This window comes from Stappia stellulata DSM 5886, from assembly GCF_000423705.1.
Taxonomy (GTDB): Bacteria; Pseudomonadota; Alphaproteobacteria; order Rhizobiales; family Stappiaceae; genus Stappia; species Stappia stellulata.
The window spans coordinates 806,254-822,966 of the sequence record NZ_AUIM01000004.1 but is presented as its reverse complement, the minus strand read 5'-3'; the positions used below and the strand labels follow the sequence as shown (position 1 = coordinate 822,966).

Genomic DNA, 16,713 nt, shown 5'->3' with positions numbered 1-16,713 from the left:
CCGGCAGCGATCCCGGTCGTGTCAACTGTGACCGTCCGGGTCTGTCTTCGGTAGGCCATATCTTACAACGCTGCGTGTCGTTGCACCGGAAAAAGGCCAAATTCCGGATGCGAACAGCCTGAAACCGTTCCACGCATCAGTTGTTGCCGTTGGTGGAGAATTGCGTGTCGCCAAGCGTGCGCAGGCCGAACCGCAGGAAGAACAGCCGGTCCGTGGTCTGGCCGTTGTTGCGGCTGCGGTCTTCCGAATAGGCAAAGGACACGGAGAACCCCTCGTCGTCGTAGCCGAAGCCGACGCTGTCGCGAACCATGTTGTTGCTTTGCAGATCGTAGCGCACGGATCCGAAGACCCGCCAGTTTTCCTGCAGCCGCAGGCTCGCAGAACCGATGACCTCCTCGCGGGCGGTCGGGATGCCGATGTTCGGCTGTGCCGAGAGATAGGCATAGGCAAGGTTGCCCGTCACGGGGCCGTAAATGCCGGAGGCTTCGACCTGGCCGCGGCGCACGGCGAAATTCTCGTGATCGAACCGCGCCTGCGCGCCGATGCGGAAGCCCTGGCGGCTGTCGAAATACAGGCTGCTGACGTAGTCGCTCTGGTTGCTCGCAAGCCCCGACGAGCGGGTGGCGTCGAGAATGTCCGCCGTCTTGAACGAGTTGGTGCCCGCCAGCTGGAACGACCGGCCGAAGAGGGCGCTGATGTTGAAGTTGTTGTCGAACTGCAGGCTGTACTTCAACCCGATGTTGGCGCGGGTGCCGCCTTCGCTGCGGTCGAAGCCGGAGAATTTGTCGTATTCGAACAGCGTGGTGGAGTCGAAGACGATGCTTTGCGCGTCCTCGTTGGGAAGTTCGCCGATGCGACCCTCGTTCGGGCGCACGATCAGCTGCGCAACCGGTTCGAAGATCTGGTTGCCGCCGTCGAAGGTGGCGAGAATCGGAAAGCGGTAGTCGATGCCGACGGCCGGCATGATCCGCCCGACAACGGATTCGTCCGTCAGCGCGCCGACCGTCTTGTCCTGCGAGGCGAGGAAGAAGAGGTCGCCCTTCACATAGGCGAAGGGCGTGAACACCTGGCCGAGCGGGTCGATCACGGTCGTGCGCCAGTCAGCGCGCAGGCTTGTGCGGGTGAACGTGCCCTCGACGCCGCGAAAGCGTTTCGTACCGCCGATCTGGATCGCGTCCGTCTTGTCGCGCGTCAGGCTGGTCAGGTTGCCCGTCAGCGAAAGCTCGCCACCCGCGATCGGATCCTCGAAGATGTAATTGTAGTCGAGCACCGGATGAACGAAGGGCTGTTTGTCCTGCAGCCGGCTTCCGACGGGAAGGTAGCCTGGCGCATCGAACTTCGGGTCTGCGCTGTAGTCTTCCTGCGAAATGCGGAAGGCGTAGCTCCTGAGGTCGAAGCGGTTGCGCTCGCTCTGGCCGGTCAGATAGATCTGCGAAATGTCGCTGGCGTTGCCGAAATCGGCGAACTTGTAGTCGTTCAGAAACGCGCGGTCGCTGCGGTAGGAAACGTCCCAGCCCCATTTCCAGCGCTGGTTGATGTCGAACTCGCCTTCGGTCGCGATCACGCCGCGAAACCGTCGGTTGCCGCTCGAGTTCGAATATTCCCCCGGCTGGGCCTGGATGAGACCGCCCACGTTGATGGAATAGCTGCCGTCGATCAGGCGCTGGCGCCATTCCGCCTGCGCGAGCAGGCCCTGCTTGGACAGCGGGGTCGCCGAAAGCAGGAGATCGTAGGTCGGGTCGAGCGCGAAGTAATAGGGAATCGTGGCGCCAACCCCGACGCGGTCGCCGACCACCAGGGTCGGAGACAGCAGGCCTGTCTTGCGCTTGACGGTGGGATCCGCCATCGAAAAATAGGGCAGATAAACGAGCGAGCGGCCGAAGAATTCCAGCGACGCATCCTGGAACTCGATGGTCCGTTCCGTTTCGTCGTGGATGATGGTGGCCGCGCGCACCCGCCACAGGGGCGGTTTGCCGGGTGGGTTCGTCGGCTTGGTGTAGACGGTGTAGATGCCGTTGTCGAAAGTCGTTTTGTTGCCGTTCTCGCGCCGGGCGCCGTCCGCGATGAAGCGCGTGCGCTGTGGCGTGTCGAGCTGCAGCGCCGATGCGAACCCGTCGCGCAGATCTTCCGAAAGCTCCATCGATGCAGCCCGCAGGACATTTCCGTTGGGCTCCGTGAGGCGGACGTTTCCTTCCGCGCGCAGTCGGTTCTGGCGCCGGTCGAACACGACACGCTCCGCCTCGACGGTGTTGCCGCCATAGTAGATCTGCACGTCGCCGACTGCGGAAATCTTGTCCCTGTCGAAATCGTAGCGCAGCTCCGTCGCTTCCAGCAAAAGCGGTTCGTCCGGATCCACCTGGGTTCCGAGCGCGTTGAGAACGCTGTCCTGGGCAAGCGCGGGGGTGGCGAGCAGGCCGGGGGAAAGCGAGAGCGCAAGGGCGCTGACGCCGGCAAGCGCGAGGCCGCGCAAACCCTGCGCGCCAGACGCCTGTCGCCCGGCAGCGGCTGCACGGGTGCTACGAACCGTCTGCGAAGGAACGGCAACGGCCATCAGCCGTCCTCCAGATGCAAGAGGATCGTAAACCCCATCAGAACTCCAAACACTCCTGGCGCCCAAGCGGCAACGACCGGGGGCACGATTCCCGCGCCTCCCAGATCCTTTCCCAGTTCCGAGAGAACGTAAAGCACGAACCCGGCAAGGATTCCACCCAGAATCAGTCTGCCGACGCCCCCCATTCGTGAAACCCTGAGCGAAACGCAGGCCGCAATCAGGATCATCGCGGCGAGAAGCGCCGGACGTGCGAGAAGTGTCTGATACTGCAAGGAATACCGGTAGGCGGGAAGACCTGCGCGCTGTGACAATTCGATCACACGGGGCAGGTCCCAAAAACCGATGGATTCCGGGGCGGCGATGCTTTCGCGCACCTCCGTCGGGGTCAGATAGGTGGAGACATAATAGGTGGTGTGCGTGCTCGGGTCGCCGGTGGTGGAATAGACCGTCGCATCGCTCAAACGCCAGCGCTTGTCTTCAAGCAGGGCCTGGCGCGCCTCGACGCGTTCGGAAAAACGGGCGGAACGGTCGAAGGTGAACAGGGTGACGCCAAGCAGCCGCGTGCCGCCATCCAGCGTCTGTTTGGCGTGAAGCACCGATTCGCCGTCCGTACCGTCCTGTCGCAGCCAGATTTCCCCGGTGGTCTGGAGCAGGAAGTTCTGCTCGCTGCTGAAGAGCCCGGAGGCGATCTCGTCGGATTGCGTGCGCAAGACCACGGCCAGCGGATTGTACAGTGTCACCGCCGCGATGCCGAGGCCGATGCCGACGAGAAGCGCCGGCGCGGTGAATTGCCAGACGGACACCCCGGCGGCGCGCGCAACGACGAGTTCCAGCTTGCGGCTGAGCGCCAGAAAGGCGGCGATGGCGCCGAACAAGACGGTAAACGGCAGCACCTGTTCCATCAGTTGCGGCACGCGCAGAAGCGAAATCAGGCCGATGCGCGCCAGCGTCGCCCCGTCCTGGCCGGAGCTGCGGCGGAGCAGTTCCAGGACGTCGAAGAGGAAGATCAGCACGGCCGCGAGCACGAACAGCCCGAGAATGGCGCCCAGGAACTTGCGCGAGAAATAGACGGCGAGCGTATGTCCAACCAGACCGCGTTCCATCTCAGGCCACCTCGTTGGGATGGCGGCCGCGCAGCTTCTGGAAACGGGCTTCCGCGCGTTCCAGGACAAGCTCGAGGGTCCCTGCGATGCGCTGGAACCACGCCGGTTTGCGTTCGGCGGCGATTGCCCAGCAGCTGAGTGCGATCGCGAGAAGGGGAACCGCATAGAGCGCAAATCGCGCCGAAGGCATGTCCGGCACCAGGGTCAGCACGCCAAAGCCGGCACTTCTTAGCAAAATCGCCAGGGTGAGCGCGGTAAGCGTCGCGACGTTGCGGTTCTGGCGGGTGGTTTTCGGTTGTCCGGCGAAGACGAACACGATCAGCGCAAAGGCGAGGGGGTAGAGCGGCTGGCTCAGTCGGTCGTGCAGCTCCGCGACGAGCCTGGCGCGGTTGTCGCGGGCGTAATCATCGTCGGCGGCTGGCGCAATCAGGTCCATGAGCGAGCGTTCGCTGGCCTTGTAGACGGAGGTGCGGCCCGTGGGGACCATGTTCGACAGGTCGAAGGCGTAAGACTGGAAGCGCACGATCGAGATCGAGCCGGTCGCCCGCGTGCGCCGCTGGATGGTGCCGTCCTGCATCACCAGCAAGGTACGGCCGGCGGCCTCGACGATGCGCCCGCGCGCAGCCTCGTAGGTGAAGACGATGTCGTCGGCCCGGTCGTCGTGCATCAACAGGCCGTCGAGCTGACCGTCACCGCTGCGGTTGCGGATGTGGAAGGTGAGACCGTCCTCGATGCCGATGAAACGTCCGGGGCGCACGATGTTGGCAACGAGATCGACCCGCACCCGCGTGATTTCGTCGCGCAGGGCACTGAGACCGAGCGGCGCAAGCGAGAGGGAGAGCGTGGCGCAGAACAGGCTGACGAAAATGGCAAAGATCACCACCGGGCGCATCAAAACGGTGCGGGACGCTCCCGAGGCGTTGATGACGATCAGTTCGCTGTCGTTGGACAGCGTGTTGAGCACCACGATCAGCGCAATCAGGAGTGCGAAGGGGGCGATTGCAAGCAGCAGGAACGGCATCGCCAGCAAGGTCATGCCGACGAACTGGACGATGGTCTGCCCCTTGGAGGTGACCAGATCGAGCTGACGCAAGGCCTGCGTTGCCCACACAACGCCGGCAAGCGCGGCGAGGGTCAGGGCGAAAGCCGCCGAGAGGCGTCGCAAAACATAGCGCTCGAAGGTTGTCATCAGGTCCGTGTTGAATGTCGTCGCCAGGCAAGGGTGCCGGTGGATCTCATGGCTGGAACGGCACACGTCGTGCGTGCCACCGCCGGGAAGGCCATCTTGTCGATTAAGCGACAGTTTAGGTAAATACTCCGAGAAGAAAAAGGGTTAACGACATCTTACCCCCGCTCGCGCTTGCCGTGGGCCGAAACTGGCACCATTGTAACGTCAACCCTCGGCCGGTCGGACGCGATCCGCGCGCGACCGAATCGAGAGGATTCCTGTGCGCTCGGGCCTGTCTCGGACCTGGTGTCTGGTGCTGGGCGCCTTCATGCATCGTGTAACCAAGAGGTTTCGTCTTGCTTCCGAAAATTTCGTTCTCCAAGCTTTCCGCCCCGTCAAAGGGCACCCTCGTCGTTTTTGCCGACGATGCGCTTCATCTCGGCCAAACCGCGACGGACGTGCTATCCGGCGTTGACGGCCTGTTGCAACGCGCCGCCGCAACCGGCGGGTTTTCCGGCAAGGTCAACACGGTGCTCGATCTCATCGCGCCGTCCGGGCTCGACCTTGATCGTCTCCTTGTCGTTGGACTGGGCAAGGCCTCCGCGGCCGCGGACCTAGGGGAAAGCGCCTGGATGACGCTCGGCGGCGTCGTCATGGGCGCGCTTTCCAGTTCCGAGGCGGCCGACGTGCTGATCGATGTGCCGGGCGGCGAGGCTTCGCCCGAAGCGGCTGCGGCTTTCGCGATGGGGGCCAAGCTTCGCGCCTACAGCTTCGACCGTTACAAGTCGACGTCCGGCGACGACACGTCGGCAAAGACCAAGAAACTCACGATCGGCGTTGCCGACACCAAGGCCGCGAAGAAGGCCTGGGACACGGCCGATGCGATCAGCGACGGCACGCTGCTCGCCCGCGATCTCGTCAACGAGCCGGCCAATGTGCTCACCACGCTGGAGTTCGCCAAGCGCGCCGAGGAGCTTTCCAAGCTCGGCGTCGAGGTCGAGATTCTCGACGAAAAGGCGATGAAGAAGCTCAAGATGTTTTCGCTTCTCGGTGTTGCCCAGGGCTCTGAATATCCGCCGCGTCTCGTGATCATGCGCTGGAACGGCGGAAAGAAGGACGACCAGCCTGTCGCCTTCGTCGGCAAGGGCGTCGTCTTCGATACCGGCGGCATTTCGATCAAGCCGGCCGGCGGCATGGAGGACATGAAGGGCGACATGGGCGGAGCGGCCGCCGTGACCGGCCTGATGCATGCGCTTGCCGCGCGCAAGGCCAAGGCCAATGTCATTGGCGTGATCGGTCTGGTGGAAAACATGCCCGACGGACGGGCCCAGCGGCCCGGCGACATCGTCACCGCCATGTCGGGGGCAACCATCGAGGTCATCAATACCGACGCGGAAGGCCGTCTCGTGCTGGCCGACGCGCTCTGGTACACGCAGGACCGCTTCAAGCCGGCCTTCATGATCAACCTGGCGACACTGACTGGCGCGATCATCGTGGCGCTCGGCAACCAGCATGCCGGCGTCTTCTCCAACAACGACGAACTCGTCGGGCGTTTGTCGGAGGCCGGGGAGGCGACCGACGAGAAGGTCTGGCGGCTGCCGCTCTCGAAGGAATACGACAAGCTGATCGACACGCCCAACGCCGACATGAAGAACACCGGCGGGCGCACTGCCGGCTCGATCACGGCGGCGCAGTTCCTGCAGCGATTCGTCAACGATGTGCCGTGGGTGCATATCGATGTTGCGGGAACCGCGATGAGCAGCCCGAAGACGGAGATCAGCAAGGGCTGGGCCTCCGGTTTCGGCGTCCGGCTGCTCGACCGTCTGGTCAGCATGCACTACGAGAAATAGGCGGATATCTGGCGGCGGGACGTTTTCCGCCGCCATTTCCCGGGAGGTGCGGCTGTCTGTCTGACGCGCCTCGGCAGGCACGAAAAAACCCGCCAAAACGGCGGGTTTTCGGCGGGCCTAAAGCTGTGACGGCGCGGTGTTTCTCGCGCCGCGTCTCAGCAGGTCTTGTAGGCGACGCAGGTGCCTGAGGGTTCGCCGACGACCGTGCCCATGGCCGTCGTCACGCCGGCAAGGCCAAGAACAAGTCCGAAAAACAGGGCAATCCGCACAGCCATCAAAGTCGTCTCCCGTTCGTCCGACCCTATGGTTCCCGGACTTTCCCAAGTCTGCCCCGCGCGCCAAGCGCCGGCTGTGATCCGTGCCACAGCCTTACGCCTTTCACGAAGGTCTTGTCCCGGTCGACAGAGTGCCGCGCCGGGGTTGGGAAACGGTTAATGAGGAATTGAGCGGAAATCAAAGCCGCTTTCGTGTGGCGCGGCACATGGCCGGGCACCTGTTGCGCATTGGCCGCACCTGGCGCACAGTCGCGCTCGCGTCGCGGCCGTCCCCGCACCGTTTTCAACAGCCAGGTCCTTATGACGGAAGTGCTTTTCTACCATCTGACGCTCAAGCCGCTGGAGGATGTCCTCCCTGGTCTGCTGGAGACCTGCCTGCAGCGCGACTGGCGCGTTGTCGTGCAGGCGGGATCGGCGGAACGGGTAACGGCGCTCGATTCGCTGCTGTGGAGTTATCGCGAGGACTCGTTCCTGCCGCATGGAACGGCAGCCGACGGCGAGGGCGCCCGGCAGCCCGTTTTTCTGACCGACGGGCCGGACAATCCGAATGGCGCGAGCATCCGTTTCCTCGTCGACCGCGCAGCGCCGCCCGACCTGTCGCCTTACACGCGCGGTGTCTTCCTGTTCGACGGCGATGACCCGGAAGCGGTCACGGACGCGCGGGGCCACTGGAAGGCGCTGAAGGCGGCCGGGCACGAATTGACCTACTGGCAACAGACGGAAGACGGGCGATGGCAGAAGAAGGCATGAGCGGACGCGACAGCCGAACAGGTGCGGCCGATCCACGGTTCGCCGAACGCCGGGATGCGGCGCGCGACCGGCTCGACGATCTCTTCGGCGCCAAAGGCGGCGACAAGGACGACCGGTGTGCATGGTTCAACGCCGTTTATGACACGGCGGAGGGAGACGCGGCGGCCGTGCCCTGGGCTGACCTTGCGCCCAAGGCGGCTCTTGTCGACTGGCTTGGCGACCATCCGGGCGGAGGGGCACGGGCGCTCGATGTCGGCTGCGGCCTTGGCGACAACGCCGAGGCGCTGGCGGCGGCCGGCTATAAGACGACCGCTTTCGATCTTGCGCAGCGCGCCATCGACTGGGCGCGCCAGCGGTTTCCGGGATCGCCCGTTCACTACACCGCAGCCGACCTCTTTGCGCCGCCGACCGACTGGGCCGACGCTTTCGATCTGGTGCACGAATGCTACACGGTGCAGGCGCTGCATGGCGATTTGCGTGAAGCCTCTTTTGCCGCTTTGGCAAGGCTTGTGAAACCGGGCGGCCGGCTTCTGGTCCTGACCCGCTCGCGGGCGGACGGCGTCGAGACCTCCGGTCCGCCCTGGCCATTGTCGCCCGGTGAACTGTCCGGTTTCGAGGCGGCAGGTCTTCGCCTGAGCGAATCGACAGCCTATGACGTGCAAAAGGGCGAGCGCATCATCCCGCACATCCGCGCGGTCTATGTGAAGGCGGCGTGAGGGCAGGACCTGCGGTCTCGCCCGGGCTCACATGAACGGCGGGGCCTCCCGGGTGACACCGAAGAGCCTGTTGTCGCTGACCATCGGAACGCCCGCCGATTGAAGCGTCCAGAACTCGCTGGCGTCTCGGCATTGCTCATGCGTTGGCCGGTCCGTTGCGGCGGTCTCTGTCCCCTGACCCTCCGGAACGTCGAGCGCGCTCAGCGTTTCTCTCGAACCGGCAACACCTTCGGTTCCCTTCACTGCCTTTTCCGCTGCAACGATGAGTGCCGTCGGCACGCTCGCGCAGTCGACGAAGGCCACTGTGCGCGGTGTGTCTCCCGTGCCCGGGGCCGTTGTTACCGTGTAGCCGTTCTTGTTTGGGTCGAAGGTCCAGCGCGTGGAGGCAAAATGCGGGATGCTCGGCGTTGCTGTCCCTGGCCGGGACTTGCAGACCTCCTTGGTCGGTTCCACAAGGCTGGCGGCGATCACCTCGCTCTCGCTTGAGCCGCATTCCTGAAAGTTGACCGTCTCGGTTCCGGGAACCGGGAAGAACTGTCCCAACGGATTGTCGCCGTCCATGCGCACGCCGTTGCTGACTTGGCGAACGGCTGCAAACGCATCGCCGCTCCTTTCGGTCTCCAGTCTCTCGATGATGTCTGACACACGCTCCGAGAGTTGCCGGATCGCCTCTTCGGAGGCTGGTTGCGACAGCGCCGGCGAAAACGGCATCCAAAGGGTGGCCAGAGTGAAAAGTGCTGCGCGCTTCATGTCTTTGCTTCCCTCTCAGCTAGCGGTCGGATGCGCAAAAGGTTGTCTCCTGCCAGTTTGCGGCTGCGCAGGGTGACATATTGCGGATCGGCAGATAGCGATCGCTTGCCGTTACGTGGGTGAGGAGAAACCCTTCCTTGCCGATGACGCAAAGGGCATAGGACCTCTCGGGAATTGCGATGACGTGCTTGATCACGGCACCTTGAAGGCAAGTCGATAGTCGAAGCCTCTGGCGCACGCTTAAAGCGTTGTCGGTGATGGCGAAGGAATTCCGCGGAGACGTTACGGCTCCCTGCTCGTGCCATATGCGATGGGCCGTGGTGCGCGCGGTTTCCTCCGCGCTTGCCTTGACGCTTATGAACAGGATGAACGCAACGACCGGAAGCACGCAAAGGATGAAGGCACGAAACGGCGTGTCCTTCGGGATCGTTTCGGTCTTGCGCAGCCATGCGAAACCCAGCGCGAGTCCCAGCGCGCCAACGCCCGTCAGGGTCAGTTTTGCAAGAAATGCATTGTGTATGAACACGTTGTAGGAGTGCGCGACAATTGTCGCGAGCGGCGCATCGACTTCATGGATGGAGATGGAAAAGGCCGACAGAAAAGCGTCGAGATAGGCGATGCCGGCGAAATAGCCCAGGGCGAGAGGCGCTATCACGATAGCGCTGTCCAGAAGCACATCGGCTATTTGGCGTTGCGGATCAGACATCGCTCCAGGCTGCTTTTCTTTCCCTTGCGGCAAGACTATGCGCAGCCTCAGATTGCGTCCATCTGATTGTTCCCGGAAAAGAGAATTGTGTGACGGTGCCGTCGTTGCTGCTCAGCAAAAACGGCGGAGCCCTGGCCCCGCCGTTTTCGTTTCCGTGCCCTTTGCCGTTGTTGGCGTATGCGCCCCAGCCGGAAAGCGTAAGGGGCGCGACGCCGGTCAGGAAGGCCGGGGCATTCGTGCGGGCAGCGGCGCAAACGGGCGAAACCAAGAGGGGGGCGAGCGATGGACACATCCGTTTGCGTTTGTCGGCGAAACTCTGCTCAGCTGCAGATTTCCCAATATCGTCGCAACGGATTGCATTGTCTTTTACTTGGCTTCGAAAGTCGTCTCCCGCTACCCTTGCGCCGTCGCTCCTTCGTATTCGCTGGACAACTCCAGCCAGCCTTGCTCCGTCTTGGCGAGTTTCTTTTCCAGAAACGCGCGTTCCTTGACGAATTTTGCCGCGCGTTCTCCGTCCTTCAGGAAGAAATCGGGATCGGCAAGCGCCGCGTCGAGCTTTTCCATCTTTGACTGGATGCGCGCGATTTCGGCTTCCGCCGCCTTGATTTCCTTGCGCAAGGGGGCAAGCCGCGAGCGCCGTTCGGCCGCGTCCTTGCGCCGCTCCTGTGCGCTGCGCGGGTCTTCCGGCTCGTCCTGTTTCGCAGCTTCCTCGGCGGCGGCCTTTTCCGCGGCCGCCTGCTTCGCCTTGCCGTTCTTGTTCGGTCGGTCCTTTTGCAGGATCAGCCGGCGGTAGTCCTCCATGTCGCCTTCGAAGCTCGACACCCCGCCATTGGCGACGAGCCAGAGCCGGTCGGCGCAGGCCTCGACCAGATGCCGGTCGTGCGAGATCAGAATCACCGCGCCTTCATATTCGTTGACCGCCTGGATCAGCGCCTCGCGGCTTTCGATGTCGAGGTGGTTGGTCGGTTCGTCGAGGATCAGCAGGTGCGGCCCCTCGAAGGTCGCAAGGCCGAGCAGCAGGCGGGCCTTCTCGCCGCCGGAGAGATCCTGGGCGGGCGTGTCCATGCGGCTGGTCGGCAGGCCGAAGCGGTTGACGCGCGAGCGGACCTTCGATTCGGCGGCGTCCGGCATGAGCTTGCGCACATGGGCCACGGGGCTGTCGGCGGGAATGAGATCGTCGAGCTGGTGCTGGGCGAAGAAGGCGACATTCATCTTCTTGGCGCGGGTGATTGTGCCGGACTGCTCCTTCAGACGGCCCGCAATCAGCTTGGCGAAGGTCGACTTGCCGTTGCCGTTGGCGCCGAGCAGGGCAATGCGGTCGTCGTTGTCGATGTTGAGCGCGAGGTTCGACAAGACCGTGGTGTCGCCGTAGCCGGCCGACACATTGTCGAGGCGGATGATCGGCGGCGCGAGTGTGCCGACAGGGGCGGGGAAGGAGATCGGCAGGGCTTCGGCGCCGCGAATGCCGGCGATCGGCTCCATCTTTTCCAGCATCTTCAGCCGCGACTGCGCCTGGCGTGCCTTACTCGCCTTGGCCCGGAAGCGGTCGACGAAGGCCTGCATGTGCTTGCGCTGGGCTTCCTGCTTCTCGCGGCTCTTTTCCTGCAGCATCATGGTTTCGCGGCGCTGGCGGTCGAAACTGTCGAAGCCGCCGCGGTAGAAGGTGAGCTTGAGCTGGTCGAGATGCACGATGGAATCGACCGCCTTGTTCAAAAGGTCGCGGTCGTGGCTGATCAGCAGAACCTGGTGCGGATAGCGGGAGACATAATTCTCCAGCCACATCGTGCCTTCCAGATCGAGATAGTTGGTCGGCTCGTCGAGAAGCAGGAGATCTGGCTCGGAAAACAGCACCGCGGCGAGCGCGACGCGCATGCGCCAGCCACCGGAGAATGCGGAGCAGGGGCGCGCCTGCGCGTCGGAATCGAAGCCGAGACCCGACAGGATACGCGCCGCGCGCGCCTCTGCCGTATGGGCGTCGATGTCGGCAAGCCGCGTGTGGACTTCGGCGATGCGGTGCGGATCCGTTGCCGTTTCGGCCTCTTCCAGAAGCTGTGCGCGCTCGGTGTCGGCGGCCAGCACCACCTCCATCAGCGACTGTTCGGTTCCCGGCGCCTCCTGGGCGACCTGGCCGATGCGGATGCCCTTGGGCATCTGGATCTCGCCGCTTTCCGGCGCGCTCTCCCCGGTGATCAGGCGAAACAGCGTCGACTTGCCGGCGCCGTTGCGGCCGACGAAGCCGGCCTTGGAGCCTGCGGGAAGGGTGACGCTGGCGTTGTCGAGGAGCGTACGCCCGGCGATGCGAAAGGTGAGGTCGGTGATCTGCAACATGGGCGGATCAATGGCCGCAAATGCGCCGGGGCGCAAGGGGGCACGCGCAGTCGTGCGTCGATGATGAAGCCGGGAATTGTAACCCGCGACCTTCGCAGCCTAGGATGTTGGCGACCGACAAAACCAGAGGAGAAAGCAGCATGTGTGTTCCAGGATGTCAGGAAACCGTCGCGCAGCGTCTGAGCCGGCGCGGTCTGCTGAAAGGGGTTGCCGGCGTCGCGGCCGGCGCCGCTGCCTTCACCGCCTTTCCGCCGCCGCGTGCCGCCCGGGCGCAGGCGTTGAATTTTTCGAAGGCGGTCGACCTCACGCATGACCTGATGGCGGATTTTCCGACCTTTTTCGGTAAGCCGGGGCTGGAAATGGAGCGCATGACGTCCTTCGAGACGGACGGCTTCAACATGTACACATGGCACGTCGTGGAACACACCGGTACGCATCTTGACGCGCCGATCCATTTTTCCGCCGACGGCAAGACGTCGGACGAGATCGCGCTCGACCAGCTTGTCGTGCCGCTTGCCGTGGTCGATGTGCGGGAAAAGGCGGCCGCCGACCCGGACTATCAGGTGACGGTCGAAGACCTGAAGGCCCATGAAGAGGCCCACGGTCCGCTGCCCGAAGGCGGCTGCGTGGCGATGAACTCGGGCTGGGCCGCGCATGTCGGCAGCGAGAAATTCCGCAACGCGGATGCCGAGGGCGTGATGCATTTCCCGGGCTTTTCCAGGGAGGCGGCGATGTACATGATGGAAAAGGGCGTGGTCGGCATGGCGGTGGACACGCTGTCGCTCGACTTCGGAGCCTCCAAAACCTTCGACACGCATTACGCCTGGCTTCCGACGGAGCGCTGGGGGATCGAATGTCTCGCCGGCCTCGACGAGGTGCCCGCCACCGGCGCTACGCTCGTCGTCGGCGCACCGAAGATCAAGGGCGCCACCGGCGGCCCGAGCCGGGTGATCGCGCTGGTTTGAGGTAGTGTGCTCTTAGTGACGGTCCCCGAGGTGCTGCCAATCGTTTCGAATGTATTTTGGCTGGTGCATTGCGTTACGGGAGCGGTCGGCTATAGGCCCTTACGTTGTATCGCGTCAGAGACGGCGCCGTGAATACAGCGCTGTCTCTGAACTGAATGGAATAAGAGGAAAAACGAGCAACAGCGAATCTAAATCCGACGAATGCGCGGTTTTGCCGTCGGAGTTTTTTCATGGTGTGGAACATCGAAAGCTAGCACAGTAAGGATGACCTCTCGATTGGGGTCGTCACGCTGACCGAAGACATAACGAAAACACGTTTCATTCTCAATTTTTGGTCCCGATTTGAACTGCGCATGCTGTTGAGTAGCTTCAGAAATTTTTTGAAGGACTCCAGAAAAGTCTCGGTTCTTGTTAAACACAATGACAGCAGTTTTTGTGTCTCGCCAAGATAGGTAGGAGAGAACTTGGTTGATTGTCTCAAGGTGAGCTTTCTCCCCGCGCCAGAATTTGCACTCGGCGATAAATAAATTGCGCCCCTCGTGCCTTATTAGGATGTCCGTCTTACCTTCAGCATTGAATGTCTCGCCGGTCGCTTTGCCTTCATACTGCCCATTTAGTTGCACTAAAAAATGCTGGCGAATGTCTTCCTCGCCCATACGAGAGAATGCAGCAGGGCTTCGCTCCATCACAAGTGTCATGTCCTGAATGATCTTGAGTATGTTGTTGTAGTCGTCCTCCGGTAGGACTGGTTCTGGTCTGTATGGTGCGGTTGAGGCAGGAGGCAGTTGCGGGTTTATTCGTTTGCGCTTGAGAGGTGCGGCGTAGGCCTGTGGAGCGTCTGCGCGTTCTTTTAACTTAAACCTTAGGCCAGATAACAAGTTCTGATTGGCTAGAAGTTTTTCGCGTCGCTGTTCAATCGTTTGTCTTGCCAGGGTGGGGAGTTTATCATTAAAACTACGGGTGTCACTTCGCTGCCAATTAAGATATTGACCAATGTCCTTTAACGATCGGTCAAAACCAGCTTGAACCTCGTCCCCACTAAGCTGGGTTCCGCTTTGTACAAGAATGATGGACTGGCCCCTGATTTCAGCTCGAGGTGGCGAAAGGTTGAAGGTGGACGGTCGGATTTTGAACATTTGAGGATCGCCGGTAAACGGCACTTCCAAGGTCACTTGCGTTCCAGGCGCAGAACAGGTCTCTCCCCGGGCTAATCTGTACCCAGGTCCGTGGACGCCGACTATCGCCTCATGTTGATCGACAACGGCATTCTCCACATCCAGTTCAGGCACTTCAAGCTGGTACCTATCGACAAGGTAGCGAACCAGATCCTCAGCGGAGGTATTTAGAAATCGAGATTCAGGTATCCCGGAAACTTCAGATAATAATTGGGTTTTTTGATTTTCTATGATCGAAAAACCGTCATGTTCACTGAATAGTAGATTGCTTCTGCTGCGCCCATAGACCATCGGTCTGTCCAACGTAACTTATTTCGATTCGTTAACAATATTTGGACACAAAAACAGATCGGTGCAAGGGCTCAAGTGAGCTTCATGCACTACCCGAGAACCAAAAACCCCCGGCGGTTTCCCGCCGGGGGTTTCTTCGTCCACATCCGCCCGCAAGGGGCAGGGACAAGACTTAGACGGAGTAGTACAGGTCGTACTCGACCGGATGCGGCGTCATTTCGAAGCGCATGTTCTCTTCCATCTTCAAGCTGATGTAGGCATCGATCTGGTCGTCGTCCATCACGCCGCCGGCCTTGAGGAAGTCGCGGTCGGCATCCAGCGATTCCAGCGCTTCACGCAGCGAGGCGCAAACGGTCGGGATGTCCTTCAGCTCTTCCGGCGGCAGGTCGTAGAGGTTCTTGTCCATCGCGTCGCCCGGATGGATCTTGTTCTTGATGCCGTCGAGGCCGGCCATCAGGATGGCTGCGAAGCACAGGTACGGGTTCGCGGAGGGATCCGGGAAACGCACCTCGACGCGCTTGGCCTTGGGCGAGGAGGTGAACGGAATGCGGCAGGACGCCGAGCGGTTGCGCGACGAGTAGGCCAGCAGAACCGGAGCCTCGTAGCCCGGGACCAGACGCTTGTAGGAGTTGGTCGAGGGGTTGGTGAAGGCGTTCAGCGCCTTGGCGTGCTTCAGGATGCCGCCGATGTAGTAGAGGCAGGTCTCCGACAGGTCGGCATACTGGTTGCCGGCGAAGGTCGGGGTGCCGTCCTTCCAGATCGACAGATGCACATGCATGCCGGTGCCGTTGTCGCCGAACACCGGCTTGGGCATGAAGGTGGCCGTCTTGCCATAGGCGTGGGCAACCTGATGCACGACGTACTTGTAGATCTGCATCTTGTCGGCGTTGCGGGTCAGCGTGTCGAACATGATGCCAAGCTCATGCTGGGCCGCTGCCACTTCGTGGTGGTGCTTCTCGACGGTCACGCCCATCTCGGTGAGGACGGTGAGCATCTCGGAGCGGATGTCCTGGCAGCTGTCGATCGGCGGAACCGGGAAATAGCCGCCCTTGTTGCGCGGACGGTGGCCGAGGTTGCCCGTGTCATACTCAGAGCCCATGTTCGACGGCAACTCGGTGCTGTCGATCTGGAAGCCGGTGTCATAGGGCTCGGTCGAGAAACGGACGTCGTCGAAAATGAAGAACTCGGCTTCCGGGCCGACATACACGGTGTCGCCGACGCCGAGCGACTTCATGTAGGCCTCGGCCTTCTTGGCGGTCGTGCGCGGATCGCGGTTGTAGGCCTCGCCGGAGATCGGGTCGACGACGTCGCAGATGATCGCCATCGTGGACTGGGCGAAGAAAGGATCGACGTGTGCGGTCTCGGGATCGAGCACCAGCATCATGTCGGACTCGTTGATCGCCTTCCAGCCGGCGATGGAGGATCCGTCGAACGCCACGCCCTCGGCGAACATGTCCTCGTCGACAAGGCCGGCGTCCATGGTCACATGCTGCATCTTGCCGCGCGGATCGGAAAACCGAAGGTCGACGAACTTGATGTCCTTTTCCTTGATTTCCTTGAGAATTTCAGTGGCGCTCGTCATGTAGTGCTTCCCTGTCGTTCTTGAGTAACCGTTGGGGTGATAAGGCCGCCGAAGCGCGTCCGGCGGCAGGGAGGTCGGCTGTCTGACGCCCCTAGATGGCGTCCGTGCCGGTTTCGCCGGTGCGAATGCGCACGGCGTCCTCGATCGTGGAAACGAAGATCTTGCCGTCGCCGATCCGGCCCGTCTGCGCCGCGTTGCGGATCGCTTCCACGGCCTTGTCCACCAGATCGTCGGTGAGGACGATCTCGACTTTGACCTTGGGAAGGAAGTCCACCACGTATTCGGCGCCGCGATAGAGTTCGGTGTGGCCCTTCTGGCGCCCGAAGCCCTTGGCCTCGGTCACGGTGATGCCCTGGAGGCCGACCTCCTGGAGGGCCTCCTTGACCTCATCAAGCTTGAACGGCTTGATAATTGCCTCGATTTTCTTCATCGCCTCCGCCATTTCGCGTCGCTCGGTTAAGAAATGCCGGCCGTTGCGGGCCTGAGCTCCCTCCTGATTAGCA

The 16,713-nt window shown here is 62.2% G+C and carries 13 protein-coding genes; 4 read left to right on the top strand and 9 right to left on the bottom strand.

Annotated elements, in window-relative coordinates; genetic code table 11:
* Window positions 1–136 precede the first annotated feature (136 nt).
* From G572_RS0103995 to lptF, 3 genes are read right to left on the bottom strand one after another with little or no spacing between them, the layout of a single operon-like run.
* Complete coding sequence (locus G572_RS0103995) at window positions 137–2,551, bottom strand: LPS-assembly protein LptD (protein ID WP_029057372.1); 2,415 nt, start codon at window positions 2,549–2,551, stop codon at window positions 137–139.
* Window positions 2,551–3,654: an LPS export ABC transporter permease LptG gene (gene lptG, locus G572_RS0103990; RefSeq protein WP_051241561.1), complete on the bottom strand. Its 1,104-nt coding sequence runs from the start codon at window positions 3,652–3,654 to the stop codon at window positions 2,551–2,553. Before lptG ends, G572_RS0103995 begins: the two co-directional genes overlap by 1 nt.
* Window position 3,655: 1 nt before the next feature.
* Window positions 3,656–4,843, bottom strand: coding sequence for an LPS export ABC transporter permease LptF (gene lptF, locus G572_RS0103985; RefSeq protein WP_029057370.1), 1,188 nt, complete (start codon window positions 4,841–4,843; stop codon window positions 3,656–3,658).
* A gap of 335 nt (window positions 4,844–5,178) precedes the next feature.
* Between lptF and G572_RS0103980 the strand changes: the two genes are divergently transcribed.
* The 3 genes from G572_RS0103980 to G572_RS22395 all read left to right on the top strand — a co-directional run bounded on the left by G572_RS0103980 (window position 5,179) and on the right by G572_RS22395 (window position 8,413).
* A complete protein-coding gene (locus G572_RS0103980) occupies window positions 5,179–6,672 on the top strand; it encodes a leucyl aminopeptidase (protein ID WP_029057369.1) in 1,494 nt (497 codons plus the stop codon).
* 575 nt (window positions 6,673–7,247) lie between these two features.
* Window positions 7,248–7,697, top strand: a complete 450-nt coding sequence (locus tag G572_RS0103970; RefSeq protein WP_029057368.1) for a DNA polymerase III subunit chi — start codon at window positions 7,248–7,250, stop codon at window positions 7,695–7,697.
* Window positions 7,694–8,413 (top strand): class I SAM-dependent methyltransferase, encoded by a 720-nt coding sequence (locus G572_RS22395; protein WP_037545742.1) that lies wholly within the window; start codon window positions 7,694–7,696, stop codon window positions 8,411–8,413. Before G572_RS0103970 ends, G572_RS22395 begins: the two co-directional genes overlap by 4 nt.
* Window positions 8,414–8,440: 27 nt before the next feature.
* Here G572_RS22395 and G572_RS0103960 read toward each other — a convergent pair whose 3' ends face one another.
* From G572_RS0103960 to G572_RS0103950, 3 genes are all read right to left on the bottom strand, one after another.
* Window positions 8,441–9,163 (bottom strand): hypothetical protein, encoded by a 723-nt coding sequence (locus G572_RS0103960; RefSeq protein ID WP_029057367.1) that lies wholly within the window; start codon window positions 9,161–9,163, stop codon window positions 8,441–8,443.
* Between the two features lie 19 nt (window positions 9,164–9,182).
* The gene (locus tag G572_RS0103955; protein ID WP_156884466.1) at window positions 9,183–9,818 is read right to left on the bottom strand and encodes a hypothetical protein; all 636 of its coding nucleotides are present in this window, start codon (window positions 9,816–9,818) and stop codon (window positions 9,183–9,185) included.
* 444 nt (window positions 9,819–10,262) lie between these two features.
* On the bottom strand, window positions 10,263–12,197 hold the full coding sequence (locus G572_RS0103950; protein WP_037545256.1) for an ABC-F family ATP-binding cassette domain-containing protein: 1,935 nt from the start codon (window positions 12,195–12,197) through the stop codon (window positions 10,263–10,265).
* A 140-nt stretch (window positions 12,198–12,337) separates the two neighbouring features.
* Here G572_RS0103950 and G572_RS0103945 point away from each other — a divergent pair, with 140 nt between their 5' ends.
* A complete protein-coding gene (locus tag G572_RS0103945) occupies window positions 12,338–13,162 on the top strand; it encodes a cyclase family protein (protein WP_029057364.1) in 825 nt (274 codons plus the stop codon).
* A 188-nt stretch (window positions 13,163–13,350) separates the two neighbouring features.
* Here G572_RS0103945 and G572_RS25835 read toward each other — a convergent pair whose 3' ends face one another.
* The 3 genes from G572_RS25835 to G572_RS0103930 form a co-directional block, all read right to left on the bottom strand.
* Window positions 13,351–14,628, bottom strand: coding sequence for a hypothetical protein (locus G572_RS25835; protein WP_084649858.1), 1,278 nt, complete (start codon window positions 14,626–14,628; stop codon window positions 13,351–13,353).
* Between the two features lie 172 nt (window positions 14,629–14,800).
* Window positions 14,801–16,210 carry a type I glutamate--ammonia ligase gene (gene glnA / locus G572_RS0103935; protein WP_029057363.1) on the bottom strand — a complete coding sequence of 470 codons (1,410 nt, stop codon included), beginning with the start codon at window positions 16,208–16,210 and terminating at the stop codon, window positions 14,801–14,803.
* A 91-nt stretch (window positions 16,211–16,301) separates the two neighbouring features.
* The gene (locus tag G572_RS0103930) at window positions 16,302–16,640 is read right to left on the bottom strand and encodes a P-II family nitrogen regulator (protein WP_029057362.1); all 339 of its coding nucleotides are present in this window, start codon (window positions 16,638–16,640) and stop codon (window positions 16,302–16,304) included.
* Window positions 16,641–16,713 lie beyond the last annotated feature (73 nt).

Excerpts from the sequence above, each read along its gene's own strand:
- G572_RS0103995 (WP_029057372.1), bottom strand. The coding sequence starts at position 2,551 with ATGGCCGTTGCCGTTCCTTCGCAGACGGTTCGTAGCACCCGTGCAGCC.
- lptG (WP_051241561.1), bottom strand. The coding sequence starts at position 3,654 with ATGGAACGCGGTCTGGTTGGACATACGCTCGCCGTCTATTTCTCGCGC.
- lptF (WP_029057370.1), bottom strand. The coding sequence starts at position 4,843 with ATGACAACCTTCGAGCGCTATGTTTTGCGACGCCTCTCGGCGGCTTTC.
- G572_RS0103970 (WP_029057368.1), top strand. The coding sequence starts at position 7,248 with ATGACGGAAGTGCTTTTCTACCATCTGACGCTCAAGCCGCTGGAGGAT.
- G572_RS22395 (WP_037545742.1), top strand. The coding sequence starts at position 7,694 with ATGAGCGGACGCGACAGCCGAACAGGTGCGGCCGATCCACGGTTCGCC.
- G572_RS0103960 (WP_029057367.1), bottom strand. The coding sequence starts at position 9,163 with ATGAAGCGCGCAGCACTTTTCACTCTGGCCACCCTTTGGATGCCGTTT.
- G572_RS0103950 (WP_037545256.1), bottom strand. The coding sequence starts at position 12,197 with ATGTTGCAGATCACCGACCTCACCTTTCGCATCGCCGGGCGTACGCTC.
- G572_RS0103945 (WP_029057364.1), top strand. The coding sequence starts at position 12,338 with ATGTGTGTTCCAGGATGTCAGGAAACCGTCGCGCAGCGTCTGAGCCGG.
- G572_RS25835 (WP_084649858.1), bottom strand. The coding sequence starts at position 14,628 with ATGGTCTATGGGCGCAGCAGAAGCAATCTACTATTCAGTGAACATGAC.
- glnA (WP_029057363.1), bottom strand. The coding sequence starts at position 16,210 with ATGACGAGCGCCACTGAAATTCTCAAGGAAATCAAGGAAAAGGACATC.
- G572_RS0103930 (WP_029057362.1), bottom strand. The coding sequence starts at position 16,640 with ATGAAGAAAATCGAGGCAATTATCAAGCCGTTCAAGCTTGATGAGGTC.